The 26,314-nt window shown below is 37.1% G+C and carries 22 protein-coding genes, 4 tRNA genes, 2 pseudogenes, 1 riboswitch and 1 other annotated feature; of the genes and pseudogenes, 5 read left to right on the top strand and 23 right to left on the bottom strand.

The window, feature by feature from the left end:
- Positions 1 to 36: 36 nt before the first annotated feature.
- From B5E95_RS07985 to yidA, 4 genes and pseudogenes are all read right to left on the bottom strand, one after another.
- Positions 37 to 369 (bottom strand): annotated as a pseudogene (locus B5E95_RS07985) (IS607 family transposase); the annotation flags it as partial.
- Positions 362 to 1,216 (bottom strand): annotated as a pseudogene (locus B5E95_RS07980) (phophatidylserine decarboxylase associated domain-containing protein); the annotation flags it as partial. The pseudogenes B5E95_RS07980 and B5E95_RS07985, both read right to left, overlap by 8 nt.
- 133 nt (positions 1,217 to 1,349) lie before the next feature.
- On the bottom strand, positions 1,350 to 1,607 hold the full coding sequence (locus tag B5E95_RS07975; protein ID WP_025005511.1) for a bacteriocin immunity protein: 258 nt from the start codon (positions 1,605 to 1,607) through the stop codon (positions 1,350 to 1,352).
- Positions 1,608 to 1,659: 52 nt separating this feature from the next.
- Positions 1,660 to 2,475 (bottom strand): sugar-phosphatase, encoded by an 816-nt coding sequence (gene yidA, locus B5E95_RS07970; protein ID WP_087236140.1) that lies wholly within the window; start codon positions 2,473 to 2,475, stop codon positions 1,660 to 1,662.
- A 166-nt stretch (positions 2,476 to 2,641) separates the two neighbouring features.
- On the opposite strand from yidA, the gene B5E95_RS07965 reads away from it, so the two are divergent.
- Positions 2,642 to 2,836, top strand: a complete 195-nt coding sequence (locus B5E95_RS07965) for a hypothetical protein (protein ID WP_025005509.1) — start codon at positions 2,642 to 2,644, stop codon at positions 2,834 to 2,836.
- Between the two features lie 61 nt (positions 2,837 to 2,897).
- Here B5E95_RS07965 and B5E95_RS07960 read toward each other — a convergent pair whose 3' ends face one another.
- From B5E95_RS07960 to B5E95_RS07925, 8 genes are all read right to left on the bottom strand, one after another.
- Positions 2,898 to 3,548: a DsbA family oxidoreductase gene (locus B5E95_RS07960; RefSeq protein WP_087236138.1), complete on the bottom strand. Its 651-nt coding sequence runs from the start codon at positions 3,546 to 3,548 to the stop codon at positions 2,898 to 2,900.
- 11 nt (positions 3,549 to 3,559) lie between these two features.
- On the bottom strand, positions 3,560 to 4,483 hold the full coding sequence (trxB, locus tag B5E95_RS07955) for a thioredoxin-disulfide reductase (protein ID WP_087176715.1): 924 nt from the start codon (positions 4,481 to 4,483) through the stop codon (positions 3,560 to 3,562).
- Positions 4,484 to 4,588: 105 nt separating this feature from the next.
- Positions 4,589 to 5,239: an ArsR/SmtB family transcription factor gene (locus tag B5E95_RS07950; RefSeq protein WP_087176716.1), complete on the bottom strand. Its 651-nt coding sequence runs from the start codon at positions 5,237 to 5,239 to the stop codon at positions 4,589 to 4,591.
- Entirely contained in the window at positions 5,229 to 5,600 is a 372-nt protein-coding gene (locus B5E95_RS07945) for a thioredoxin family protein (protein ID WP_241146339.1), read from the bottom strand. Before B5E95_RS07945 ends, B5E95_RS07950 begins: the two co-directional genes overlap by 11 nt.
- Positions 5,548 to 5,700: a hypothetical protein gene (locus B5E95_RS10725; RefSeq protein ID WP_087236134.1), complete on the bottom strand. Its 153-nt coding sequence runs from the start codon at positions 5,698 to 5,700 to the stop codon at positions 5,548 to 5,550. Before B5E95_RS10725 ends, B5E95_RS07945 begins: the two co-directional genes overlap by 53 nt.
- A 148-nt stretch (positions 5,701 to 5,848) precedes the next feature.
- On the bottom strand, positions 5,849 to 7,864 hold the full coding sequence (locus B5E95_RS10640; protein WP_162606883.1) for a mucin-binding protein: 2,016 nt from the start codon (positions 7,862 to 7,864) through the stop codon (positions 5,849 to 5,851).
- 57 nt (positions 7,865 to 7,921) lie between these two features.
- A complete protein-coding gene (locus B5E95_RS07930; protein ID WP_087176719.1) occupies positions 7,922 to 8,326 on the bottom strand; it encodes a YSIRK-type signal peptide-containing protein in 405 nt (134 codons plus the stop codon).
- 420 nt (positions 8,327 to 8,746) lie between these two features.
- A complete protein-coding gene (locus tag B5E95_RS07925; RefSeq protein ID WP_087176720.1) occupies positions 8,747 to 9,160 on the bottom strand; it encodes a cupin domain-containing protein in 414 nt (137 codons plus the stop codon).
- 604 nt (positions 9,161 to 9,764) lie between these two features.
- Between B5E95_RS07925 and B5E95_RS07920 the strand changes: the two genes are divergently transcribed.
- On the top strand, positions 9,765 to 10,445 hold the full coding sequence (locus tag B5E95_RS07920) for an Rpn family recombination-promoting nuclease/putative transposase (RefSeq protein ID WP_239442401.1): 681 nt from the start codon (positions 9,765 to 9,767) through the stop codon (positions 10,443 to 10,445).
- A 185-nt stretch (positions 10,446 to 10,630) separates the two neighbouring features.
- Here B5E95_RS07920 and B5E95_RS07915 read toward each other — a convergent pair whose 3' ends face one another.
- Together B5E95_RS07915 and B5E95_RS07910 are read right to left on the bottom strand one after the other, a co-directional pair.
- A complete protein-coding gene (locus B5E95_RS07915) occupies positions 10,631 to 13,717 on the bottom strand; it encodes an SLAP domain-containing protein (RefSeq protein WP_087236132.1) in 3,087 nt (1,028 codons plus the stop codon).
- Between the two features lie 11 nt (positions 13,718 to 13,728).
- Positions 13,729 to 14,643, bottom strand: a complete 915-nt coding sequence (locus B5E95_RS07910) for a S8 family serine peptidase (RefSeq protein ID WP_272867353.1) — start codon at positions 14,641 to 14,643, stop codon at positions 13,729 to 13,731.
- 569 nt (positions 14,644 to 15,212) lie between these two features.
- On the opposite strand from B5E95_RS07910, the gene B5E95_RS07905 reads away from it, so the two are divergent.
- Entirely contained in the window at positions 15,213 to 15,569 is a 357-nt protein-coding gene (locus B5E95_RS07905; RefSeq protein ID WP_087176724.1) for a hypothetical protein, read from the top strand.
- A 163-nt stretch (positions 15,570 to 15,732) separates the two neighbouring features.
- Here the strand turns inward: B5E95_RS07905 and B5E95_RS07900 are convergent, their stop codons facing one another.
- Together B5E95_RS07900 and leuS are read right to left on the bottom strand one after the other, a co-directional pair.
- Positions 15,733 to 17,379: a putative polysaccharide biosynthesis protein gene (locus B5E95_RS07900; RefSeq protein WP_087176725.1), complete on the bottom strand. Its 1,647-nt coding sequence runs from the start codon at positions 17,377 to 17,379 to the stop codon at positions 15,733 to 15,735.
- A 93-nt stretch (positions 17,380 to 17,472) separates the two neighbouring features.
- On the bottom strand, positions 17,473 to 19,887 hold the full coding sequence (gene leuS, locus B5E95_RS07895; protein ID WP_025006409.1) for a leucine--tRNA ligase: 2,415 nt from the start codon (positions 19,885 to 19,887) through the stop codon (positions 17,473 to 17,475).
- 40 nt (positions 19,888 to 19,927) lie between these two features.
- Positions 19,928 to 20,120 (bottom strand) — a binding site (T-box leader).
- Positions 20,121 to 20,176: 56 nt separating this feature from the next.
- Here leuS and B5E95_RS07890 point away from each other — a divergent pair.
- Both B5E95_RS07890 and B5E95_RS07885 read left to right on the top strand, forming a co-directional pair.
- Positions 20,177 to 20,839 (top strand): phosphatase PAP2 family protein, encoded by a 663-nt coding sequence (locus B5E95_RS07890; RefSeq protein ID WP_025006408.1) that lies wholly within the window; start codon positions 20,177 to 20,179, stop codon positions 20,837 to 20,839.
- 136 nt (positions 20,840 to 20,975) lie between these two features.
- Complete coding sequence (locus B5E95_RS07885) at positions 20,976 to 21,956, top strand: polyprenyl synthetase family protein (protein ID WP_056945496.1); 981 nt, start codon at positions 20,976 to 20,978, stop codon at positions 21,954 to 21,956.
- A gap of 39 nt (positions 21,957 to 21,995) precedes the next feature.
- Here B5E95_RS07885 and B5E95_RS07880 read toward each other — a convergent pair whose 3' ends face one another.
- The 7 genes from B5E95_RS07880 to B5E95_RS07850 form a co-directional block, all read right to left on the bottom strand.
- Entirely contained in the window at positions 21,996 to 23,456 is a 1,461-nt protein-coding gene (locus B5E95_RS07880) for an MDR family MFS transporter (RefSeq protein WP_025006407.1), read from the bottom strand.
- An 18-nt stretch (positions 23,457 to 23,474) separates the two neighbouring features.
- Complete coding sequence (gene metK / locus B5E95_RS07875; RefSeq protein WP_087176726.1) at positions 23,475 to 24,674, bottom strand: methionine adenosyltransferase; 1,200 nt, start codon at positions 24,672 to 24,674, stop codon at positions 23,475 to 23,477.
- A riboswitch (SMK box riboswitch) is annotated at positions 24,672 to 24,760 on the bottom strand. It overlaps the preceding gene by 3 nt.
- Before the next feature lie 64 nt (positions 24,761 to 24,824).
- A tRNA-Val gene (locus B5E95_RS07870) sits at positions 24,825 to 24,897 on the bottom strand.
- Between the two features lie 5 nt (positions 24,898 to 24,902).
- Positions 24,903 to 24,974: transfer RNA gene (locus B5E95_RS07865), tRNA-Glu, on the bottom strand.
- Between the two features lie 150 nt (positions 24,975 to 25,124).
- The gene (locus tag B5E95_RS07860; RefSeq protein ID WP_025006405.1) at positions 25,125 to 26,015 is read right to left on the bottom strand and encodes a metal ABC transporter solute-binding protein, Zn/Mn family; all 891 of its coding nucleotides are present in this window, start codon (positions 26,013 to 26,015) and stop codon (positions 25,125 to 25,127) included.
- A gap of 80 nt (positions 26,016 to 26,095) precedes the next feature.
- Positions 26,096 to 26,186, bottom strand: a tRNA-Ser gene (locus B5E95_RS07855).
- A gap of 11 nt (positions 26,187 to 26,197) precedes the next feature.
- Positions 26,198 to 26,270 (bottom strand) — tRNA-Asn (locus tag B5E95_RS07850).
- Between the last annotated feature and the right edge of the window lie 44 nt (positions 26,271 to 26,314).

Here is a 26,314-nt window from a genome sequence, read left to right as displayed (position 1 = left end):
TGGCATTTTATCCACCTCCTTTTATAGATGCATCGCTTATTCTTTTAAATTAGGATCGTTCTTTATTTTGTTTTTATACCTTCTCAGTCCATAAAGACGGCATGAAAAAACATGAATAATGCTAATTAAGTCTTCCACTAGCTCCTTATCTGGCGAAGTATCCTCATTGTTTAAGACGATTATCTTACAGTCATGCCAAGCACAAAATTCTTGAAAGAACTTAAAGCCAAAACGGATAAAGCGATCTTCATAAGTAACGTAGATCTCTTTAATCTGATTTGCATCGATGTCTTTGATCAACTTAAGCCATTTAGGACGTTTATAGTTTAAGCCCGATCCAATATCTGAGATATATTCATCGGCGGTGATAACTAAGAGCACTTAAGAATGCCTGATACAATGTACCGCCTTCAAACTTTGATGTCCACGGATCATTGTGCAACAAATCAATCAATGAATATGGCTGTCCCTTAATCCAGAACTTAGCTTTAAGTGGTACATCATGCGCAATACGGAATGGTGCAGATTCACAGGCATTAGCAATCACGTCATCGTCATCTGGGGATGCTACAGGTCTAATACCTGGCTTAAACTTACGAGTAAAAAAATCATCCCATGAAGTATAACCTAATTTTTGTTTAACATCTGTTGAATGCACAGCAAATAAGTCTACGAAATTATCTCCGCCTGCTTCTTTAGCCATTTCATTTAAAGCATACGGTGAAAGCCAGCCTTTATCTGAAGTATTCAGAACATAACTAGACTCTTCACTTTGTAAATACCGACCTCAGTAATCCAAAATATTTTTCATCTTGGCATTAACACGTGGATCGTTAAATAAAACATAACCGTCACGAGTTCCCATTGGATAATCAAGTACGGCATTAATTGGTGTGTCAACCAAGCCAGTTGTATTAAATTCCGGAGCACGTTGAATTAGCCGATTAAGCACTAATAAAAGTTCGTGATAGTCTCGAACCTGCGGTGTTCCTGCAGGTGTATCAACATCTTTCTGAGGAATTTCATCAAACATCATCTGAAACAAATTCCAAATATAACGATTTGATTCAATCAATTCTTTTAAAGCTTGAACCGGTGGAAGCAACTTCTTATTTTCTTCGCTCTTTGCTTCTTCATAAACCTTTTTTACCCATTTATTTTCAAATTCTTGATCGCTGGGAAGCCATTTTCCAACGTTAAATTTATGTCTTGTCATAATAGGGCTCTATTTCTACTAAAATAATACTCTGTTACTTTTAGTATAGCCCTTTTGTATTCGCTTACATTCAAATGACTCTAAAACCAAAAATACCCCATTAATGCAAAGCTACTGCACTATGGGGTATTTTTTAAATTCCAGATAATTTTTGCATTTCTTCATGCAAATCTAAAATACTGTCAGGTGTATCATCACCGTGGCTAATAATATATCCTGCTAAAGCCTTATCAAGTGCTAAAGCTACTTCTTGCATCGGCTTACCAGCAGCCCTTCTGCCATAAGCTGTCCGCACAATTTCCATCAATTCGGGATTTTTCTTTACTTCCTCATCATGATTAACAATATATTCAATTTTATCTCTAATAATTCTTTCTTCATCTTGAGCCATAAGCGAGACCTTCTTTCTAACTCTATTATAGAGCTATCCGTATCCGCTTACACTATAAAATATTTTTAATTGCTTGAGCAACTCCATCATGATCATTATCAGCAGTTACCACATCCGCAGTTTTTTTAACTAAATCAGTACCATTCCCCATTGCAACACCAGTTTCAGCGTACTCAATCATGCTCAGATCATTAGCTTCATCCCCAATTGCCATTACGTTATCTTGAGTCAATCCTAATTTTTCTGTCAATGCCTTTAAAGCTGTTCCCTTATTGACACCTTTACGATTAACTTCAAGATAAAATGGCGTACTTTTAACTACCATATATTCCTTAGCTAATTGGTCAAAATCAGCTTGATACTTGGCCATTGCTGCGCTCAAAACATCAGGATCATCGACATACATGCATTTATAAATCTTTTTATCAGCCATTTCTTCCTGGGTACGATATTTAATACCAATACTACACAATACAGATTCATGTACAGTATATTTACCAATATTACGATTAGCAGTATAAACGCAATCATCGCTACTAGCATGAAAATGTAAATTAGTTTTTCTTGCTAATGCTTCAATTCTAATATAGTCATCATATGATAAAGTTTCTTCAACTAAACCGTGGCCAGTTGTAGTTTCAACCAAAGCACCCCCAAAGCTGATGATGTATTGATCATCTTGCTCATCAAGACCTAACGGTTCAAGATATTCACGTGCCCCAGCAAGTGGCCGGCCGGTGCAAATAACCACCTTTTTTCCTACAGCACTTGCTTGTTTAATGGTAGAAATTACACCTGGTGTCAATTTGCGCTCACTATTTAATAAGGTCCCATCTATGTCAATTGCAATTAATTTAATATCCTTCATATTTTCCTCGTGTATATTTCTATTAATTTTCAATTCATCGATCATAAATCTAACTTTAATTCTATCATTTATATTTTTTCAATCATTGAAAAAAATTTGCCAACTTTTTGCGTATTAAATTGATGCCATTATAATAAATGCTAAAGGAAAATAGAAGGACAAGATTATGGACTACGAGACAAGACTTTTAGAAGAAAAACAAGAAGGTAAAGAAGAAGCTACTATTAGTGGACTTAAAAAGCTAATTTCTGCTTTAAGAGACTTTGGTGGAACTAATCAGCAAATTTTACATCGATTAGAGGCTGATTACGGTGATCAATTCACTAAGAAGGAATTAGAAAACTTCATGAAACAAGCTTAACCGATTATTTGCCAAACAAAAAGTCGTTACTCACTACAGAGCAACGACTTTTATTATTAGCTTACTTTTCTTCTGCTTTAACTTTTTCTAATGCTTGCACAAATACTTCATATGGTTGTGCACCGCTGATTGCATATTTATTGTTGATTACAAAGAATGGTGCACCTTTGATACCTAATTGTTGTGCTTCAACTTCATCCCCTACAACTTGGCGTTCATATTGATCAGAAGCAAGAATTTTTTCTACTTCATCCTTATCAAGACCTGCTTCAACTGCAACTGCTGTCAACACGTCTTTATCCGCAATTGACTTACCATCAGTGAAGTATACTTTGTAAAAACGACTGATTACTCTTTCTACCAAGTCACGATCATTTTTACTCTCAGCTAACTTGATCAAACGATGAGCATCCATTGTATTAGTAGGTACAACTTTATCCAAATGAAATTCTAAGCCCTCACCAGCAGCCATTTGGGTAATGTAAGCCATCTTTTGTTTAGCATCTGCTTCGAGTTCTTTTTTACCACCAGTAAAGTGATTGATATAATCTCCACTCTTAGCAGTCTCAGCTTCCATTGGATTTAATTGAAATGACTTAAGCTCCAACTTAGTATCATCATAAATGCCAACTTCCTTCATTGCCTTTTTCATTCTAGTAGAACCAATATAGCAAAATGGGCATGCAATATCTGACCAGTATTTGATTTTCATCTTTTTCCTCATTAATCTGATAATTCACTAATGTATTCAAAGGCGTTTTGACCGGCAATACCACCCTCACCAACTGCTGTAACAATCTGACGTAACTTCTTTTGACGAACGTCACCAATTGCATAAACGCCAGGCACAGTAGTTTCCATTTCATCATTAGTAATAATCCAACCTTGATCATCAGTGATCTCTAAATCTTTGAATGGTTCACTATTTGGCACATTACCAATGTAGATGAAGATACCTGAAGCATCAATTACCTTATCTTCATCAGTCTTCTTATTGTGAACCTTGATGCCAGTAACTTTATTTTCATCACCAACAATTTCAACTGGAACACTATCCCAAGTAAATTCCATCTTAGGATTCTTAAAAGCACGTGTTTGTAAAACCTTTTCAGCACGAAGTTGATCACGACGGTGAATTACATCAACATCCTTGGCTAAGTTTGCTAGGTAAAGACCTTCAGAAATAGCGGAATCACCACCACCAACTACAGCCACATTTTCATCTTTGAAAAATGCACCGTCGCAGACAGCACAGTAGGAAACACCTTTACCGCTATATTCTTCTTCGCCAGGAATGCCAAGCTTACGATTGGTTGAACCAGTTGCAATAATTACTGCCTTGGCTGTAATGTCTTCTGGATCCATTCTAACAATGCGCTTTTGACCATCTAATTCAATTTTTTGCACATCGCCGTAGACGAATTCAACGCCTTGATCCGTTGCACTCTTATACATCTTTTCACCCAATTCTGGTCCCATAATTGATGGAAAACCTGGGTAATTCTCAACCTCAGCAGTGTTGTTCATTTGACCACCATAAACACCACGATCAATCATTGCAACCTTTAAGTTAGCTCTAGCTCCATAAAGAGCGGCTGTCATACCACCAGGACCTGCACCAATTACAGCTAAATCGTATTCTTTCATCGTTATTACCTCGCTAAGTTTTAATATTCTATAAATTCGTTGAACTATAATTATATAGTATCACTAACTTTTTGTAAGTCAACTATTTAATTCAAAAGCTTGTATCTAATTTTTGGCTTTTTCCTTTTGCCATTCTGTCACACTATGGTTAAAAACACTAACATGCATATAGCCTCTAGCTTTTAATTCATTGCCAACCAGATTTGCATAACCGCAAAGTCGACCACGACAATAAACCATTACTTCTTGATTAGGACTAAAGGGTAGATTAGTAAAATCAATTTCATTAAATGGGATATTATGAGCCCCCGGTAAATGTACATTATTGAATTCATCGGTCGGACGTAAATCTAAAACGTAAGTTGTAGCGCTATCCTGATTTGATAGATCCGCTATTTCAGTTTGCGGTAAAGTATCATATGTTTTTTCAAGGCATCTCATTTCTGGCAATGTTTTTTCTGCTAAAGTCGTCAAAAGCATTAACAGTTGACTTACTTGCTCATTTGCCAACGCATAAAAGACAAAGTTCTTGCTTTTTTCTTCCTTAACTAAATTTACTTGCTTTAATATTTGTAAATTCTTAGAGGTTGTGCCCACGCTAATATTGATTGCCTTTGAAATTTCCTCTACGGACTTAGAGCCTTGATCTAAAATAAAAATAATCTTTAAACGTGTCAGATTGCTGACGGCTTTCCCAATGCGCAACACTTGATCAAAAGCCCTATCTTGATAGGCAATTGCTAGTTTATCTTGCATGCTCCTTCACCTCTTTCGATTTTAACGAACTAAAATAGTAATTAAATAACGTCTTAAACTGGTTAAAATCTAAAAACTTACTAAACTGATCAACCTTTTTTCCATTTTTGATCAAAACAATGCTGGGAGCTGAGCATACCTCAAATTTTTGGGCTAATTCTGGTTTTTCATTGACATTTATTTCATAGAAAGGAACCACATCGCCAACTATTTGAGTGAAATCTTTTACAACATTTGTTTCACCGTAACATTGAGCACACCAATCATTGTCAAAATATAAAACAGCATTATCTGGGATAGTATTCAGACTATTTTTGATCATCTTTGGTATTTTTCTTTGCCTTGCTCCAGTCAATTTCACAGCCATCTGGACCACAAACGCCCGCACTTAAATTATCATTATTATTAAGTGATGCAAATGCTGATTGTAATTTTTCCTTATCTTGTTTCTTTTCAGTCATTTTATTTTCTCCTTAAGTATTCTACGTTTTCGTTTAATTATATAGTTATCATATCACTTACTTTTTATAAATCAATATTTTCACACAAAAAAAGAGCGATGCACATGCATCGCCCTTCATATAGGGAAAAGGTATCTAAGATGTTGATTTAATTCGTGTGACGTCTCTTCACACCGACCAAACCAACAAGGCCGATGGCTACAACAGCGCCACCTAAGGTAGCTGCAGCTACACCTTCACTCTGATTTTCACCAGTTTGTAGCAAAGTGTAGTGAATTTTACCGTTTGCATCAATGTAACCAACTACATTGCCGTTGCGGTCAAGTACTTCACCGTTTGGCATAATAGTTTCGCCATTTGGTCCTGGAGCGCCTTGACCATGAGGGCCGAAGTTGTTGTAGTAACCATTTTGACCATGAGGAGCATAGTTGTTCGACCAGTTATTTGCTGGCTTTGGAGCTGGCATATGCTTCTTATTCTTGTGGTGACGACGTGGTGTTGGTACATCAGGTTCGTCTGGTTCATCAGGCTCTGGCTCATCTGGTTCAGGAACATCAGGCTCTGGAGTCTTTGGAGTTTCAGGCTTCTTAGGTTCAGGCTGTGGAGTTGGTGTTGGTTCTGGAATTGGGTTTGGACTATCCGGTGGAACTACTGGAGTTTCATTCTTAGTGTAAATTACAGTAACATTAATGTCGTCCATAGTTACTGGAGTTGAAGGTACGGTTTCCTTATCTGGAGTGTAGTCATCAACTTTTGGAGATGGAACTGCCTTATACTCGGTTTCACTTGGGGTCCAAGGAGTATCATATTTACCATTTGGAACAAGTTTGCCAGTTACATTGTCCTTAGTTAAATGACGAGTCCAAGTTGCGTTTTGAACATTATCATTTGGAGTCTTGTCACCTGCACCAGTATAATGAACAGTTTCCTTAACATTCTTAGTAACTTCATTAGGATCTACATCGTGAGGATCATCAGGCGTTACTGGGCTGTAAGTGTGTTTAAGGTGTACTTCATACTTTTGTGGCTCTTTAGTGAAAGTTACACCAGATTTAGGATAATCATCGCTAACCAGCTTATAACCCTTATCTGTATAATCCTCAATTGTAGGAGCTGTTGAGTAATCACTCTTTTCACCAACTTCACCTGAAAGATCCTTGGTTTCAAGAGTTTTATCAGCAGTATCATCGATGTACTTAACTGTTACTGAACCTTTTTCTGCTTCCTTCTTATAAACTACAACTGTTTCATAATTTTCAGGAATACCAGTTACGCCATTATTCTTGTAAGCATCAGTTAACTCACCGTCTTTTACAACAGCATCTGGATTAATCTTTAATTTAGCTTGAACTTCAGAACCATCGGCGCCTTGAGTTACGCCAGGAGCATTAGTTGACTTAATAGTTGCAGTGTAACCATCAAGTTTAGGAGATTCTACTGCAGCATATGGATCTGTCACTGGATTACCAGCTGCGTCTGTCATCTTCCAACCAGAATCCTGACTTACTGCTTGGCTGTGTTTAATGTATTCCAAAGTTTGATCAGACGTATGTGAAAGAGCATAGTTCTTAATGTCGTCTAACTTATCTTTAGTAATATCAGGAGTCAAATTACCATTGTTAACAATACTATTTTGACCCAAGCTTAAAGTCGCGCCATCAACACCTTCAATAGTTAAATTACCGATAACATTCAAATTATCTGAAGCGGTAATATTACCCTTTATTTTAACGCTCTTATCACCTGTACCGGCTGCTTGTCTAACAGCATCCCAAGTAGTTACAGGCTTGCTCTCATTCTTAGGATTAGTGTTAATATTCTGGTTTTCAGTACCCTCATTAGCTACTGCCAAACTAGTATTGAACAACTTAGCTAAGTTAGCTGAGCCTTCCTTTGAGAGGCCTTGTAATGCAGCATCATCCAAATTGAAGTTTACAGTTTCAGCTTGCTTTTCATCTGCAGCCTTACCCAATTTTCCGGCATCAGAAACAACAGCATCTTTATTCAAGTCGCTGTTATTAATCTTATTTATACCAGCTGTTTCTGACACAACTGCAGAATCAGCAGCTTTTTGGGCATCTTTAACAGTTTGTTCAACCTTATCTGCTTGAGTATTCTTAGCAACAGAATTTTCCTTAAGCGTATCTTTAACACCATTTTGCACCTTGGTGTTATTATTAGGTTTAACAGTAGAGGCGTCAACTTTATTTTGTTCTAATTTTTAAGTATCTACTGTTGCAGCAATCTTATTTGTATTATTCTTAATCTCAGCTGTCTCATTATTCGTTTTATCATTTGAAGCAGCTTTATCATTGCTCTCATCCAAATTACTCTGTTCGATTGCTGAATTTTCTGAAACAGATGATGTATTGTTGTCACCAGCAACAGTATTATCATCTGTTTTTGTTTGTTCAACTACAACTTTTTCAGCTGTACTTGTACCGTTATCAGCTTGAGTATCGCTTGCTTCATGTGCTTCAGGTTCAGTATTGCCATCAGCCACATCAGCATGTGCAGTGCTTGCGTTAGTACCTAACCAAAGTGTAGTTCCAAGCAAAACGGAAGCAGCACCTACAGTCAATTTTCTAATTGCGAAGTGTTGCCGTCTATCTGCAGCGTTTTCCATTTTCTTAATACGGTTATTCTTAGATACAATATCAAAAACCCCCTAATATTCCTTATTAATTAAATTTCACACGCATTGCGCTTTCTTTATACATCTTGTTCTCATTAAAAATAACGTATGCTTTTTATTCAACAACCATGTACTAGTACATTTTATGTAAATTGCAAAAGTTTTTTAGTTATTTAAACGTAACTTTTATTATCAGTTAATAATATATTGCTTTAATTTTGCTACTGATTATTACGCTAGCTTTGTAGTTCTAGTGCTGGTTTAGAGGCATTTTTAAAAAGATAGTCTGCTTTACTTGTAATGGCTTAAAAATTATTTTCTAAAAATATCGCTATTATTTAACGTACTTTTTCTAACAAAAAAATGACCCAATCCAAACGATTTGATCATTCAATATACGTGCATATTTAATTATTTCAAATTATTATAGTAATCTTCATCAACCGGCTCAAGCCAAGTGGACTTTGCCTTGTCAGTATCAGCCATGATTGAAAGGTGCGCAAACCATGAATCCTTCGCTGCACCATGCCAATGCTTAGTGTTAGGGGCAACAACATAAACATCACCAGGTGTCATCTTATGAGCTGGCTTACCTTCTTCTTGAACCCAGCCCTCACCTGCAACGCAAACCAAAGTTTGAGCAACAGTGTGCATATGCCAATGATTGATGCATCCCGGTTCAAATGAAACATTTGAAATACTACAGTTAGCCCTATTAGCAAGTGGATTCAAATAACTCTCACCAGTAAAATATTTCGCATAAGCTGTGTTAGGTTCGCCAAAAGCAAATGAACAATTCTTTACTTCTTCTTCGTTTCTAGCCATTTTTATTTCTCCTTTGCTCAACTCAATTACATTGTATGCTTAGAAATTAAGCTTGAGAAATATCTATAATTACTGGCTAGCTATAACTTTTACTTATGCAAAATGCTATAATGGACTTCCTTGGCAGGGGCGACAAAGACGATTTCCGAAAGATTTCGTCTTTTTTCTCCTTTTTAATGTAAGCGCTTTATTTTTATGCAATTCTATGCTAAAGTAAAAATTGTAAAGAGTATGAATAAGATAAATATCCAATTATTTATCTCCAAACTAAGGGGATGGCAATTATGACTACAGTTATTGGAATTACATTTTTGGCACTTGAATTGCTCGGTGTATTTATTTTATCAGCAGTTTCACCAAATTGATTTTTGGCTTTTAAGACTCCTAAAATTATTAATATCACTCAAAAACTACTAGACTCTCAGACGGATCTAGTAGTTTTTCTATTATTTTAACTTTTCAAAAAAATTTTGTCTGTTTTTTGTGTATTAAATAGTAGAGGGCTCTGCCCTACTCTACAGAAAGCAGGTGTGTTACGAAAGAAACACCTAAAGTAATCAAACCGTGGTATGGCTTCTTGGAAGATCAGGTCTTGGGTGAAATCATGTCAGACAAGAAAATTTGCAAGTATATTTTTGAAACCATCTTGTCTTTCAAGATCAAAGAAATCTACTATCCGGAAAAACAAAAAGAAGTTAAAGATCCTAAACATCGTGAGCGTAAAGATGTACGCTTCGACATACTGGTCGAAGATTACGAGCACAACCTTTACGATGTAGAAGCTCAAACTACCGATAAAAAAGACCTTGGCTGGCGAATGCGGTACTATGCTGCTAAAATGGATCAACGCTATACTCTCGATAAAGGCAAGACCTATCGCAACATGAAAAAGGCCTATTTGATTTTCTTATGCAACTTCGATCCTGAAGGTGAAGGCCGGATCAAATACACTTACCATACTTATGAAGATCACAACAAGTCTAAGCAATTTCAGGACGGACTAGAAAAAATTATAATTAATGGCAAAGGAATTCCTAATGGTGAAAGTGCAGATCAGGTAGGCTTAGTTAACCTGATTAATGACCGACCTGTCCACTTGAATGCCATTTTTGATGAAATTCAAACGCGAATCAAGGACATGAACGAAGATCCAGAATGGAGGGATAAAATGATCAACTACGAAACTAGAATGCTTGAAAAAGAGCAAGAAGCAGAAGAAAAAGGTATGCAACGAGGTATGCAAAAGGGCATCGCTAGCGCTACTGTTTCCGGCATAAAAAATTGATCGCTGCTTTAAAAGACTTCGGCGGCAATGATGAACAAATCTTAAATCGCTTAGAGAAGGATTACGGTGATCAATTCTCCATTGATGAATTGAAAGACTTCATGAAACAAGCTTAAATTTTTACAAATCAATCTAGTCAAAAAGCCAGGCAAAATTTGCCTGGCTTTTCGTATCTAAATCTATTTCTACTTGAGCTTATCAGCATCTAGGGCTGTTTTGATCTCTACTTTTGCAGCCTTATTTGCACGAACATATCTGTTCTTTCCTACTCTGTAATATTTCTTACCATGGATTTTAACTATCTTGGCATCATTCCATGCCCAGTAGCATTTACCCTTAGTCAAAGTAATATGTTTCTTAAGTAACTTACCGTTTTTATCATATAAACGTGCTCTGTAATGTTTTATCTTGATTGCTTTAACGGTTTGTAAGTTAGCTACCTTGATAAACTTACCGTTGGCTAAGCGACAGAACTTTTTACCATTAATTCTGAATTCTTCGCCATTGTTCCAAACGTAAACAAACTTACCATGCTTTACAACGGTCAACTTATGCTTCTTACCAGTTGCTTTGCCATTAGCATCGTAAAGGTATGAGTTGTGAACTACAAGTTTCTTAAGCAAAGTGTTGTACAACTTCACATACTTGTTATCACCGACTTGAACGTACTTCTTGCCTGCCAAGGTAGTGATTTGACCCTTGTGCCATGCAGAAGTAGTATTGCCCTTTTCAAGCAAAGTATTCTTGCCGTCTGTAATTACAACATTGCCGTCACCATCATAGACGAAGGCGTTGTGAGTTAAGATTAGGGTGATGGTGTCTGTTGAAACTTCAGTATCACTAGAATTATTAGTTGGAATTACAACACGTGGCTTACTAATTGGTTGTTCTGAAGTAGTTGGCATATCAATACCTGACGTAATCTCAGGTTGCCCCGTGTAATTAGGATCATAATGTACATTGAATTTCTTCTTAGTGACATTACCTACTTGATCCACTACCTTAATTGTAATGATATGATCACTTGGCTGACCATTATTGTCATCTAAATTAACATCATAGTTAATGTTATATGGTCCGTATGGATTAAGTGATTGGTCAGATTCTGGATAACTATTAACTTCCCTGGTATTTCTTTGAGTAAATATATTATTACCGTCTATTATGACAGAATAGCCACTCATATTATCATTAGCAGTACCTAAAATATGCAAAACTGGTTGATTAGTGATAGTTGGCAATTCAACATTCAAAGTTGTAGTTTCAAAATCCACTATTGCTCCAATTACACCACGGTATTTTTCTCCGTCTTTAGTAGTATAAATATACTGTATTGCCTTCTGACCAGTTTTAGGTACCTTAAAAGTAAATTTAAAATTACCATCTTTATCAAGTTTGATTAAATTAGCTGGATCATTTTCAGAATTACCCTGCACAACTGCAATTAAACTAGCAACTTTATCTAGATCAACAGATCCTGTAACATTCCAGTTACCTGTTAATGGGTCATATCCATTTTCTTTAGCATCATCTATATTAGTAAAATCAATTTCATTCTTTTCAAAATGATCAAAGCTAATATTGCCTAGGTCCTCTGAGTCAATTTTTCCTGGATTTGAATTGTCGGAATCATCTGAATCATTAGTTTCGGCCGCTGGAGAATCTGGATCCACATCTGTTACCTTGAAAGTATATAACTCATTCTTTCCAGCTTCATCAGAAGTAAATACGATCTTTCCTGAAGTAACATCAACTGGAACCGCATATTGACCATTAACTACCTGCACTAATTTACCATTAATGTAGAAATTATGATTAGCCGCACCTCTTAAAGTGTAAGTGTCGACTTTTTTATTTTCATGATAATCAGCACTGTTGGTATCAAATGGCATACCAGTAATTGCATTCCAAACACTAACTTCAGCTTTACCTGCAACTGGTGCAATATTCCTAGTTTCACTAGCCGTATTATCTGCAGCATCACTCACAGCTATAGTAATTTTATTTTGAGTATTTGCTAAAGCTGCGAGTTTCTCAGCATCCAATTTAACAGTGAAATGACCTTTAGTTTTATCATCATTGTCAAACTGATTTTGGCCTTCATTTAATTTGAAACCGAAAACTTTATCATTAATAGTAACAGTACCATACGAATAATCAGTGAAGCCAACACCAGTATCTTCATAGCTACCAGTTAGAGTATTAGTTTGAGTATCATAATTGAAACTCTTAAATACAGGCTTAGTCGTATCAATGATAATTGGCATATCATGAGTTTGAACTTGATGAGGTCCCTTATTATAAAGTGTTGCTATGAAGCGATAAGTATATTGACCATCTGGCGCTACTTCCATTTTGCCGGTCTTTTTATTGTAAACTTTACCGTCCCATTTATACTCATCTGTACTTACCGTAGTTTCAGAGCTGTGATTGTCATAATATGATTTAGCTACGTCTTTTGCATCAGTAACTACTCGTATTACTTCACCCTTGTCATTAAGGACTTCAATCTTAAGATCCTTGATATTTTGTTTTAAGTACATAAATGGTAATACATAATCACTCTCATTATCATCATTAGGTGAAAATGCAACTTTACCACTATCATAAACTTGAGCAGCTTGTTGCCATTTATAATCGGCATTATCTTGTTTTTTCTGCTTAACAAATTGCTTTAATGAATATTCATCGGCAATACCACGTGGATAATTATCTTCATTAGTAAGACGGTTGCCTAAAATATCAGTATCGCCTTCATTAGCGTTTTTATCAAAGACGTGCTCATTAGTCATATCACCATAATAACCAAGATATGGTACAAAAAGATCTATCTGACCGTTGTTACCTGAAAAATGCAAATATCCTTCAACTAATTGATTCTTCTGCAAACCAGTCAGCTTTAAAGTATAGGCAAATTTAGCAGTTGAATCTGGAGCAATAGTAATACTATTTTCTCCATCAACACGTGCACCTGCTAATTGGACATCACTAAACAATCCAGTATCTGGATCACGATCTTCAGTATATCCTCCACCCAAATCATCAAAGGTATAAGTTTGTTCCTTGTCACTTAAATTATGGAAAGTTAAGTTGAAATTAGTTGAATCTTGAATATTGTGTAAGCTAAGTGAACTAGTTCCATCATCGGCAGTAATATAAACTGGTGATGATGTTGCTGCACCAGCATTAATTTGACCAGCACCTTGTCTACGAGGAGACACAATAGCAGAATTATCACTATTTACGTCTAACTCTGGATTAGCAGTACTCATTATCAAGCCCTTCACTGCTTTGCACCATGTAAATTAGGATTGGTCTTTTTTAGTCGTTGAATAACTAAAGCAGCTACACCTGAATTAAATGGTGTTGCCATTGAAGTACCATCCATCTTAACGTATTTATTATCATTTCCTGTTGAAATAATATCCACACCCGGAGCTGATACATCTGGCTTTAAAGTATAATCAGGAAGTGGTCCCCAAGAAGTAAAATCTGCCATGTCACTGTCTTCATCTTGTTCTGATTTTTCAGCCGCTACAGTAATGGCGTCTGGAGAGTCAGCAGGATCACCAATATCACCTGAATTAAATGGCTTGTAATTACCTAAATTTGAATTAGGATAATAGTCATCCTTATCAGAAACATTATTTGATGCATCAATTGATGCAGAATTACCATCGTTGGAAGCAGAAACGGAAATAACAACCCCATGATCAACAGCATAACGAATTGCTCTTTGATCGGCGTTATTCAAGTTGGGCACATTAGGTGCACTATTAAGAGATAGTGCAATTACATCAGCTCCAGCATTAACTGCATCATAGATCGCTTCGGCTACATCACCCGTAGTTCCATCATCACTAAAATACTTTAAGAACAATAGTTGAGCTTCTGGTGCTACTCCAACAACATATTCACCATTTTTATTATCGGGCTGACCATTAGCAGCAATAATTCCGGATACATGTTGGCCGTGAGAGCCATCTTTTACTGCATCTTGGTTATTTTCTTTAATTTGATCATCATCACCTGTGATCATGTTATGCACATAAGGAAACTTAGGACTTACGTAACGACCATGACCTAACTTCTTGATGATCTTTTCCATGTCTTCTTTAGAAAACTTAGGATTAGTAGGTGCAGTTTGGAAATCTTTATGACTTGGATCTGCTCCAGAGTCAATTACAGCTACAGCAATGCCTTCACCTTTATAACCTTGGTCCCATGCATCTTGAACGTTGCCTTTAATATGATCAGGTGTATTTACAGGTTGATTTTGACTTTCATAATAACCTTTATCAGTATCATCATCACCTACCGATTGATCTGGTGTATCTTGATCAGTTTGATCATCTCGTCTTCACCCTGCGTAGGTTGTTTTACTTGTTTTTGCTGTGCTCTAACTCCAATTTCTTTTTAGCATAAAGTAACAAAAAATAGATTTGTATATTTGACCAATTTATAGTCAAAAAGACGTTCATTTGAAATATTTGACTACTTAAGCCTCAAAAATTTAAATCCAGATGTTCTAATAGGCATCTGGATTTTTTATAATAAAAAGTTTTGTTTTTTATTTTTGCTCTTTTTCCAGTCAAAACTTGGAACAAATGTTATTATAGCAAGCTTTCGCGCTATCTATTTTATTTTTAAAAAAGTTTTATTTTGCCCTTGCATTATATAACACGTGTTATATAATGAAGATGTAAGGAATGAGGGAACGAAAAGTTCCAACAAGTTAAAGTGATTTAGAAAATGGAGGTATTCATTATGTTAGACTCAAAAAAAATTGTTAAAGTTGTTTCAGTTGTAGTTGCTTCAATTAGTTTCATGGGTATTGGTTCTGGTGCTGCTCAAGCTGCTAGCTTCACTGCTCCAAAGTTAGGTGTTTCAGAAGTTGCTCCTACTAACCCTTCAATCAAGAAAGGCGACAAGATCTTCGTTGTTGTAAAAGACACCAAGAATCAAAAAGTTAACGTTTTAAACGCTAACGGTAAGAAGACTGCTAAGAAAGTTTCAATGGGTTCAACTTTCACTGCTAAAGCAGTTAAGAAGACTAATGGCAAGAAGATCGTTAAGATTAACAAAAGCCAATGGTTGAACATTAAGGACGTTGTAAAGGACTAATTCTTTTAGATCAAAACAAATAAATAATTCTTACATGATGAATACCATGAAAAAAGGAACGAGTTTTGCTCGTTCCTTTTTTATTACCTACTTGCATCCCTTCCCCAGTGTTTTAACTCCAAACACAAAAAGAACGATGAAATCAATCATCGTTCTTCTTTCATTAACTATGAATATGCAATTTAACTAAAATTCGCTCAATTTTGCTACCCATAACTTTTTGGGCTAAATCTGTCTTTATTGTGGCTAAGCCATAAAAGACAATTCCCACGACTACTGATAAAATTACCAGAATCAAGGCAGGTATTCTATGATCTGGGTTTAATAACTTGCCTAAGCCCATCTCAACTAATTTAACAATTAGGAACATCCCTATCGAAAATGCGGTAATACCAACCAAGCGGCGGCTTGTTCTATTCAAATTAAAGTCATACTGTACTTCTAAGTGCTTCAATGACAACAGAACAATCACCAATAAGCCTAAGTTGGTTGCAACTAACGGTCCATAAATCTTGAACAAAAAGATCATCGGATATTGCAAAATGCCCTTCAGGATTAAACCTAAAACCAAATATTTTATTGCCAATCCATTTTCTGACAAACCTTGCAAAACCGCCATCAATACTGTAAAAAGTCCTAAACTGATTGCAGTAAATGATGACAAGTATAAAACGTTGCTACCTAATGGATCTGGGCCATAGAAAACCGTATAAATCGGTTTACTAATAGCGGCCATTCCGAATGCAGCAGGAATCATCACGAACAAGAACAAGTCCATCGTATTAGCAATTTGCTTAGAGATGCTCTTAAAATCGCCTCTAGTATGTGCAGCTGACAAAAGCGGAATCGCTGTCACTGCCATTGCACTTGCCAAAGACACGATAATCATGATCAACTTATTGGCATTAAGACCAAATAATGCATACCAATCTTCAATTGTATCTGAACTTGCATGAACCAGCCCTGCAATCATTGGGTGGAATGTATATTGGTCTACTAATGAGAATAAAGTTATTCCTGAATCGATAATAATAAATGGAATTGCCTGTTCAATAATTTCCGCAAATAGTTCGGTTGTGGAAACTTTTAACCGATTATTCGAATTAGCAACCAAATTATCTAATTGTTTTCGCCGTGAAAACAAGAACCAAACTAACAGGCCAATCCCAAATGCGGCACCAATTGCGGCAGCCAAGTTTGACTGGATAACGGCATGAACATAAGAGCCGTGCTGCACTTGCATGATCACAAATGCCGTTAAAAGCATCCAAACTACTCGAGCAAATTGCTCCACAAACTGTGACATCGCACTTGGCATCATGTCCGCATACCCTTGGAAGTACCCACGCATGATACTCAAGATCGGAATAATCAAAATCGCATAAGACAAACTACGCATAACTGCAATTTGTCTTGGATCGCTTTGACTACCGTTAGATGCCAGTAGCGGTGAGGCAAAATACATGATCGCAGCAGAAATTACTCCCAAGAAGGCCATTAAAATTAACCCTTTATGGAATAATTTTCGCCCAATTCCATATTCATTTAAGGCATTATACTTAGCCACCTGTTTGGCAATCGCTCCCGGAATTCCGGCCGTCGAAATTAGAATAAATATCGTATAAATATTATAACTTCGCGCAGTTAAGGCATTGGCAATATTCCCATAGTCACCCATCCAGGCATACCAAGGAATAATATACAACGCACCTAAGATTCTAGAAGCAATCGACCCAAAGGTCATCCAGGCAGAGCCCTTTAAAAACGTGCTTTGTGTATCTTTGCTATCTAAATTATTTTCTTCTTCCATCAATTTTTCCTAATAAAAAGCATTAACTAATTAATTGTCACTCAATTTGCTTCATAAAGCTCAACTTCATAAAGCTTTTAGGAAAAACTTAACTTATTTAGCAACGATATTAACAATCTTGTTAGGTACAACGATAACCTTCTTAACGTCCTTACCTTCCAAGAATTTTTGTACGTGTGGTAAAGCCATAGCTTCTTTTTGAACAGCATCACGATCTGCATCCTTAGCTGCTTGGAACTTACCACGAAGCTTACCGTTAACTTGAACCATAATTTCCACAGTTGATTCAACTAACTTAGCTGGATCATAAGTTGGCCACTTAGCATAAGTAATTGATTCATCATGACCAAATACTTGCCAGATTTCTTCCATCATGTGTGGAGCAACTGGAGCCAAAAGCTTAACAAATCCTTCTGCGTATTCACGTGGAATACTCTTAGCCTTTTGCGCAGCATTGATGAAGACCATCATTTGAGAAATAGCGGTGTTGAAGTGAAGAGCGTCAAAGTCTTCAGTAACCTTCTTAACAGTTTCTGCATAAACCTTGTCGAGTTCACCATCGTTTTTATCCACAATTCTTTCTTGTGGAATTGCCTTAAGGTCAAGGTCGTTAACAAACAAACGCCATACACGATCTAAGAACTTCTTAGTTGATGCTGGACCATTGTCATCCCAGTCAATTGAAGCATCAAGTGGTCCCATGAACATTTCGTACATTCTAAGTGAATCTGCACCGTATTCATCGATCACTTCATCTGGGTTAACTACGTTACCCTTTGACTTAGACATCTTTTCGTGGTTCTTCAAGATTAAGCCTTGGTTGTACAAACGTTGGAATGGTTCCTTGGTTGGAACAACACCCAAGTCGTAAAGAACCTTGTGCCAGAATCTAGCGTAAAGAAGGTGACGAACTGCATGTTCTGCACCACCGATGTAAAGGTCAACTGGAAGCCATTGCTTCAATAAGTCGTAATCAGCTAATTCTTTATCATTGTGTGGATCAACATAACGTAAGTAGTACCAACTTGAACCAGCCCAGTTAGGCATAGTGTTGGTTTCACGCTTACCTTTTCGACCATTTTCATCAACTACGTTTACCCAGTCAGTTAAGTTAGCTAATGGACTTTCTGGAGTACCGGATGGCTTGATATCAGTTGCATGTGGTAAACGAAGTGGAAGTTGATCCTCTGGAACAAGTGAAGTAGTACCGTCTTCCCAGTGGATAACTGGAATTGGTTCACCCCAGTAACGTTGACGACTGAAGTCCCAGTCACGAAGCTTGTAGTTAACTTTCTTTTCACCGCAGTTGTGTTCTTCAAGCCAGTCAACCATCTTCTTCTTGGCATCCTTGATGTTCAAACCATTCAAGAATTCTGAGTTAATGTGTGGACCATCTTCAGTGAAGGCAGCCTTAGATAAGTTGCCACCTTCAAGTACTTGATTAATTGGCAAATCAAACTTTTTAGCAAAATCATAGTCACGATCATCGTGAGCTGGAACTGCCATTACGGCACCAGTACCGTAACTTGCTAAAACGTAGTCAGAAATCCAAATTGGAACTTCTTTGCCGTTAACTGGGTTAATTGCGTAAGCACCAGTAAATACACCGGTCTTATCCTTGTTTAAATCAGTTCTTTCAAGGTCTGACTTAGATTCAATCTTCTTGATGTAAGCATTAACTTCGTCTCTATGACCGTCAGTAGTAATTTCTTGCACCAACTTGTTTTCTGGAGCAAGAACAGTGTATGAACAACCAAACAAGGTATCAGGACGGGTAGTAAAGATATCAAAAGTCTTGTCACTGTCTTTAATCTTGAAAGTTACTTGTGCACCAACTGAACGACCAATCCAGTTACGTTGCATTTCCTTAACTGGTTCTGGCCAATCCAAATCGTCAAGGTCTTCCAAAAGACGATCTGCATAAGCGGTCATTTTAAGCATCCATTGACGCATATTACGACGGTATACTGGATAACCACCACGTTCAGTTTTACCATCAATAACTTCTTCGTTAGCTACAACAGTACCAAGGTCTGGTGACCAGTTAACTGGAACTTCAGCTTCATAAGCAAGGCCCTTCTTATACATTTGTTCAAAGACCCATTGAGTCCACTTGTAGTAGTTAGGATCACTAGTAGTAATTTCACGATCCCAGTCGTATGAAAAGCCTAACTTGTTAAGTTGACGCTTAAAGTTGGCAATATTGTTTTTAGTAACAACTGCTGGATCTTCACCAGTCTTTAAAGCATATTGTTCTGTTGGAAGACCAAATGCATCCCAACCCATTGGGTGAAGCACATTATAGCCTTGTGCACGCTTCATACGTGAGACAATATCGGTTGCAGTATATCCTTCTGGGTGACCTACGTGAAGTCCCTTACCAGATGGGAATGGGAACATGTCCAATGCATAATAATTTTTCTTCTTGGGATCTGTACCTGTCTTGAAGGTATCATGCTTTGCCCAATAATCTTGCCATTTCTTTTCGACAACTTTGTGATTATACATATTTTTCCTCTCTAACAAAAAAGTCCTATGATTCTATCAATCATAGGACGAAATAATCGCGGTACCACCTAAGTTCCACATCAAAAATGTGACCCTTAATCGCTCCTTAACGCGGATGGCAACGATAGGTTTCAATACCAGGACAAGTTCACAATTCCATTCTAAGACTTCACAGCAACCAGTCTCTCTCTGAAAAAATATCCTTGTTACTACTTCCTGACCTTTATTTTCTTATAGATAATGATTATAATTTACCACAAATGCTAAAAATTACAAGGGGAGACTTTTTTTGATTAATACAAAAAATCCACCAAGAGATACTCTGGTTCCAGGGATAATCTTTGTGGTCATCTACGCAGCGTGGGCGATGCTTGTTTCATCTGGTTCACCGTTTATCCACAGTTTCGACAATGCAGTCATCAGCATTGTCTGCAATAATAATCCGACAAATGTCGCTTTTGCAAAAACTTTTACCAATTTAGGCAATACCAGCACGATTACGATAGAAACAATTATCTTATTTATTCTTTTAATTACGTTTAAACAATATGCTTATGCTTGGTTCACAGCAGGCGTCATGATCTGTGCCAACGGTTATAACTGGATTATCAAACACGCAGTTGAGCGCCAACGTCCAACCGTTCACCATTTAGTTTATGCCGATGGCTACAGTTTTCCATCAGGTCACTCAGTTGGTAGTGCCGCATTATTTGGAGTTTTAATTATCTTGACAATTTTATTAATTAAAAGCAAATTCTGGAAAACTCTATTAATTATCATTTGGGCGTTGTTCCCGATCTTGATCGGCTACACAAGAATATTCGTCCATGTGCATTATCCATCTGATGTCTTTGGAGGTTGGATTGAAGGAATTACCTTTGTTTTACTTGGTTATTCATTCTTATACCACTTTTACATTGAACCAAAAATGTTAGAAAAATCGCGAAAATAAACAAAAAGACTAGTGAATTTAATTTTCACTAGTTTTTTTGTTGGTTAGATTCACAATCTGCGTAATAATAAGTAATGTAACTATTTGAACAAATCAATTAAACGATAATAATTTTATTAGTTTAAGGAAACGATTTATGAAAAATTTTAAGCCTTGGAAAAAATATCCACTTATTGCTGATGAATTAGCTGAAGTCGATGCTTTGATTCAGCACACCATTCAAACTCCTCATCAGAGTTTACAGACTGCTTTATTAACAATGGCCGACAACGGTGGCAAATATCTGCGCCCCAGCCTTTTATTATTAGCAGCACATGTAGTCGGAAAAGTTAATCAACAAACTATTAATTTAGCTTCATCTATCGAAATTTTGCATATGGCAACTTTGATTCATGATGATATCATCGATGATTCTGATCTGCGTAGAGGCAATATCAGCATTCAAGCAGAGTTTGGCAAAGATGTCGCTGTGTACGCTGGTGATTTATTATTCACCAACTTTTTTGATTTAATGCTGGATACAACTGCAGAACACGAGTATCTGGTGCGCAACGCGCAAACTATGAGCCATATTTTAAATGGAGAACTCGGTCAAATGGCTGAACGCTTTAACTTAGAGCAGACCTTTACGGATTATCTAAACGATATCAAAGGTAAAACCGCCGCCCTCTTCCGTTTAGCAGCTGAAGAAGGTGCACATTTTGCGGGTGGGAATGCCGAAGAAAGTGAAGCTTTAGCCAATTTTGGAGAAAATCTAGGAATCGCATTTCAAATTGTAGATGATTTATTAGACTACACAGGCAGCGACAAACTCAATAAGCCTACTTTAGAAGATTTAGCTACCGGTGTTTATTCCTTGCCACTTTTGCTTGCACTTGATCAGCCCGAGTTAAGACAAAAGCTGTTGCCTATTTTAAATAAAAAACGCGAAATGTCCGTTTCAGATATGCAACTGATTCAAGAAATTCTCGTTAATAGTTCCGTTATTGAGAAAAGTAGGAAACTCGCTCAAGATTATGCCCAAAAAGCGGTTGACTGTTTAGCTATTTTTCCAAATAATAGTGCAACAACATTACTTAAGAAAATGCCGCAACAATTGTTGAAACGCAGCTTTTAAAACAAAAATCCAGACGCATTAAAGATGCATCTGGATTTTTTATTTGGTATTAATTTTTTGATCACGATATGTTCGGTTCAAAACGATGGAAACAATTATCACGATTAATGAAACAAAATATACGGCTTTTAATCCACCCAAAAGAACTTGACGCAACTGTGGAATCGTATTGGCTGCTAGCGTCTTGGCATTTTCCGCAGAAACGATTTTATTCATCATCCCTTGAGTCAATCCAGGGTGCTTAGCTAAACCATGAGCTACCGCCGTATTAAAGGCAATACCGTAGATTGAAATCATCATAGTTTGACCCAAATATTTCATCAAAGTATTAAATGAAGTTGCTACCCCAATGTCAGACTTAGATACTAGCACTTGAGAATGAACCTGAGATGCCGTTGTAATAACCCCAAATGCGGTACCGTTAAAGGCTGCGACAATACAGAATACCCAGAATGGTGTGTAAATTGGTACTAAAAGCAATACCAAATCTGTGATCACCAATACGCCTAACATATAATCATAAGTCCGCTTAATACCCCAGCGGCCAAGCATCCAGCCTAGAATAAACGAACCTACAATCCACATTAAAGAACTTGGTGTAACGGCAAAACCAGCAAGCGAGGCGTTAGTTCCGTTAATTCCCTGCATCCAAGTTGGAATATAGAATTCAAAGCCAATAACTACCCCACAGATAAGTAGAGTAATTAGATTGATTGCTAGGAACTCTCTATTTTTCAGCATTGATAACGGCATTATTGGGTCCTTAGCGCGCTTTTCTGCCTTAAAGAAGGCAATTACCGATACCACAATTAAAAGAGCTAAAATAGCCATTATTGCAATATTGGTGTTTTCGCCAAGATCCTGTAAGAAGAACATCAAAGCTAGCAGTAAAATTACCAACCAAGTTGTACCTTGCAAGTCCAACTTTGATTTGGCATTGTGCTTTGGTTCTTTTAAATAGAAAATAACCAGCAAAAAGGCGATAATTCCGATCGGAACATTAATATAAAAGACCCAGTGCCAAGACAGATGTTGAACAATAAAACCACCTAATAGTGGTGCAATTACTGAGGCTACTCCCCAAAAGCCAGAATTGAGTCCTAACAGTTTTGCCCGTTTTTGCAAAGTATATAAATCCGCAATCAGCGTAATAGCCACCGGTTGAACTGCTCCTGAACCTAATCCTTGAATTGCTCTAAATACAATTAATTCAATCATATTCTGAGCTAAGCCACACAATGACGATCCAATGACAAAGAGTGCAATCCCAAATAAAAAAACTGGCTTTCGCCCAATGCTATCTGCCAGTTTTCCATATAAAGGAGTTGACACAGCCGTCATCAAAAGAAAAATTGATACAACCCAATTCATAATTTCCAATCCATTCAGATCAGAAACTATGGTTGGCATCGCAGTAGAAACAATCGTTCCTTCAACACCAGACATAAAAGTAGTCATAAAAATCGCAAGCGTGACTAGTGACACGTTTGTTTTTTTCATTTTTACTCCCTCTTTTTATTATTTATTGTTTTTGATGTAATCAAGTAAATCTTGAGTTTTATCGGTCTTTTCCCACGGTAAATCGACATCTGTTCTGCCGAAGTGACCATATGCGGCAGTTTGTTCATAAATAGGACGACGCAAATCAAGCATCTTGATGATACCTGCTGGACGAAGATCAAAGACATGACGAACTGCTTCAGTCAAAAGATCATCATCCACCTTACCGGTACCAGCTGTATCAATCATAATTGATACTGGGTGAGCCACACCGATTGCGTAGGATAATTGTACTTCACAGCGATATGCAAGACCAGCTGCCACGATATTTTTAGCAATATAGCGAGCTGCATAACTAGCACTACGGTCAACCTTTGTTGGGTCCTTACCTGAGAAGGCACCACCACCATGACGAGCATAACCACCATAAGTATCAACGATGATCTTACGTCCAGTTAAACCAGAGTCACCCTTTGGTCCACCAATAACGAAGCGTCCAGATGGGTTAATCAAGAACTTGGTCTTTTCATCCAAGTAGCGAGCTGGAATAACTTCTTTAATTACTAAATCGATCATTGCTCGACGAATTTCGTCATTAGATACTTCTGCATCAGTTTGAGTAGAAATAACCACAGTATCAACACGAAGTGGATTATTGTTCTCATCGTATTCAACTGTAACTTGTGCCTTAGCATCTGGACGAAGCCATTCTAGAGTATGATCCTTTCTCAATGAGGCAACACGTCTCATTAAGCGATGAGCAAGTGAGATTGGCAAAGGCATTAATTCTGGTGTTTCCTTAATAGCAAAACCAAACATCAAACCTTGGTCACCCGCACCAATTTGATCCAATTCGTCTTGATCAGACTCATTTTCTCTAGTTTCAAGTGAATGATCTACGCCACCCGCAATATCAGGTGATTGCTCATCAATATCCACCATGACGGCACAGTTATTGCCATCAAAACCTAATTCAGGACGATCATAACCAATTCTCAAGATGGTCTTACGTACTACGTCTTGAATATCAACATAAGCACTAGTTGAAATTTCTCCGAAGACAAAAACCATACCTGTAGTTACAATCGTTTCACATGCTACATGTGAATTAGGATCTTTTTCCAACATTGCATCCAGAATAGCATCTGAAATTTGATCAGCAACCTTATCTGGGTGTCCTTCAGAAACTGATTCTGAAGTAAACAAACGTCTTTCCATAATAGTCCCCCTATATAGACATTAGCTATTCGGTTACAAGGCATCTTCACTGTTAATAGTGAATCCTTTCAGGACTTGAACCGATAAAATTATTTTGTTCGTTCTTTTTGCATAAAAAAAGACTACCGTCTCCGCGGTAGTCCCGAACGATGGAGGATACAGGGCTCGAACCTGTGACCTCCTGCTTGTAAGGCAGATGCTCTCCCAGCTGAGCTAATCCTCCATAAGTGACCCGTACGGGATTTGAACCCATGTTACGGCCGTGAAAGGGCCGTGTCTTAACCACTTGACCAACGGGTCATATCTCTTAATCAAGAGCACTTTATTATAATAACTAAATCAGTTTTAAAAGTCAAGAACTTTTTTAACTTTTTTATTTTTTAGTTATCTGAGTGACATCTCAATCACAACGCTTATTATATTACTAGACATCCTTAATTTATGCAAGGGTTATTTTGAAAAAATTTGAAATAATTTTTGATAATTGTTTTTCATCCATTGATAGTAGCTAACACCATTAGGCATCGTCTCACGTACATCAAGTACTGGCACGTTTGAGTGCTTAGCTAAGCTTACCATATTATTAACGGTACTGCTTGATGCTTGGACATTATTAACGAAGAAAGCAATTTTTCTCTGTTTGATACCCATTTGCATTTCGTGTACAACCTTAGCGTTTGGATCAGTTTCATTTTCTACAGCCTCTTCAAAAGCTGGATTACCAATTTTAAAATGGCACCGCTCTAAGGCATAATCAAATACCGGCTCACTCACATAAACTGGCTTCGCCTTTCTTCCATTTATTTTGTCGGCCAATTTCTTTATCGTATCTATTTTATTCAAATAAATTTTGGCATTAGTTTTAAAATAAGATGTATGCTTGGGATCAATTTGACTAGCTTTTTTAACAAGGTAGGCCACGTATTTTTGTGGCATATTCAGGTTATACCAAATATGAGGATTGTCGCCCTGTTTTAGTCCCATAAGCTGCTCTCCTACTTTAGTAACATGAATATCATTTGCATTAGCCAAATTAGTCATCCAGCTGTCATATCCCAAACCATTTGCAATAACGATATTGGCATTGGCTACTTCTTTAGCGGAGCCAGTAGTAGGCTCAAAATCATGGGGATCGGTATCGCCATGATTGATAATTGCCTCGACTTTACCGTGCTTACCCACGATATTTTTGGCAATATTGGCATAAATATTAGTTGATGTGACAATGTCGACCTGATGTTTCTGAGTATTTTCCTCTTTTTTAGTTGAACAGGCTGATAGAAAGAATAATAAAAATACTACCAGTAGAGAAGAAAACACAACTTTCTTTTTATTTTTCATTTTAATACCTTCTTGCTACTTATTGTAAGGTAAGAAAAAAGAGATCATAACGAATATGATCTCTTTTCTTCATTTATCTACGGAGTGTGAGGGATTTGAACCCTCGATACAGGTATAAGCCCGTATACATGATTTCCAATCATGCTCCTTAAGCCACTCGGACAACACTCCATACAAGAGTACTCCGGCTGTCAGACTCGAACTGACGACATCTTGATTAACAGTCAAGCGCTCTACCAACTGAGCTAAGCCGGAATATTAAAAAAGAGCACGGCAGCTTCCTTTCCTCGCAGGCAGTT

Origin of the sequence: Lactobacillus gallinarum (assembly GCF_002160635.1) — a bacterium.
Taxonomy (GTDB): Bacteria; Bacillota; Bacilli; order Lactobacillales; family Lactobacillaceae; genus Lactobacillus; species Lactobacillus gallinarum.
Note: the sequence above shows the minus strand (reverse complement) of the source record. Positions and strands in the feature narration are given on the sequence as shown.